Genomic DNA, 615 nt, shown 5'->3' on the forward strand with positions numbered 1-615 from the left:
GGGCCGACGGCGCCAACCGTTTCGACGGCCAAGGCGAGGCGCTGTTCGCGGCCTTTGTCGACGGCGAGCTGGCCGGGGTCGGCGGCGTCTCGGCCGAGACGGGCCTCGCGGCGATGCGCATGCGCCGCCTCTACGTCCGCCCGTCGTTTCGTCGGCGCGGCGTCGCCAGCGCCCTGGCCGCCGCCATGATCCAGCAAGGCCTGCAGGGCGCGCGCCTGCTGACGGTCAACGCCGCGGCGTCCCTCGCCGCGCCGCCGTTCTGGGAGGCGTTGGGCTTTCGCCGTTCAGGACGCGCCGGCGTCACGCACCAGCTTGACCGGGAACGGCCATTTCGAGTGCGTGGCGTCGAACAGCGTGCCGTACGAGCCGTCGTTCAGGTAAAGGGCGTCGCCCTTGCGCAGCTCGACCTTGGCCAGCACCGAGGAGCTCTCGGCGACCAGCGCGCGGCCGGGCTCGCACCACAGCTCGGTGGTCTCGTGAACCATCATCTCGGCGAAGCCGCGATGGATGGAGTCGGCGTAGTCGCGCAGGTCCGGCGGGATCATGCCCGGATAGACCGACGGGAAGCCGCCGCCCACGTCGATCACGTCGGCGAAGACGCCGGCGCGGACGAGG

Annotated in this window: 1 protein-coding gene and 1 pseudogene; one reads left to right on the forward strand and one right to left on the reverse strand. The window is 72.2% G+C overall.

The features are described 5' to 3' along the window. Window positions 1–68: 68 nt before the first annotated feature. A pseudogene (locus tag D1614_RS28310) lies at window positions 69–239 on the forward strand (GNAT family N-acetyltransferase); the annotation flags it as partial. 45 nt (window positions 240–284) lie between these two features. On the opposite strand, the gene D1614_RS28315 reads toward D1614_RS28310, so the two are convergent. Next, window positions 285–615: type III PLP-dependent enzyme domain-containing protein (locus tag D1614_RS28315; RefSeq protein ID WP_206610171.1), on the reverse strand; the 331-nt coding region annotated here is incomplete at its 5' end.

The organism is Maribellus luteus (assembly GCF_003576475.1).
GTDB classification, from domain to species: domain Bacteria; phylum Bacteroidota; class Bacteroidia; order Bacteroidales; family Prolixibacteraceae; genus Draconibacterium; species Draconibacterium luteum.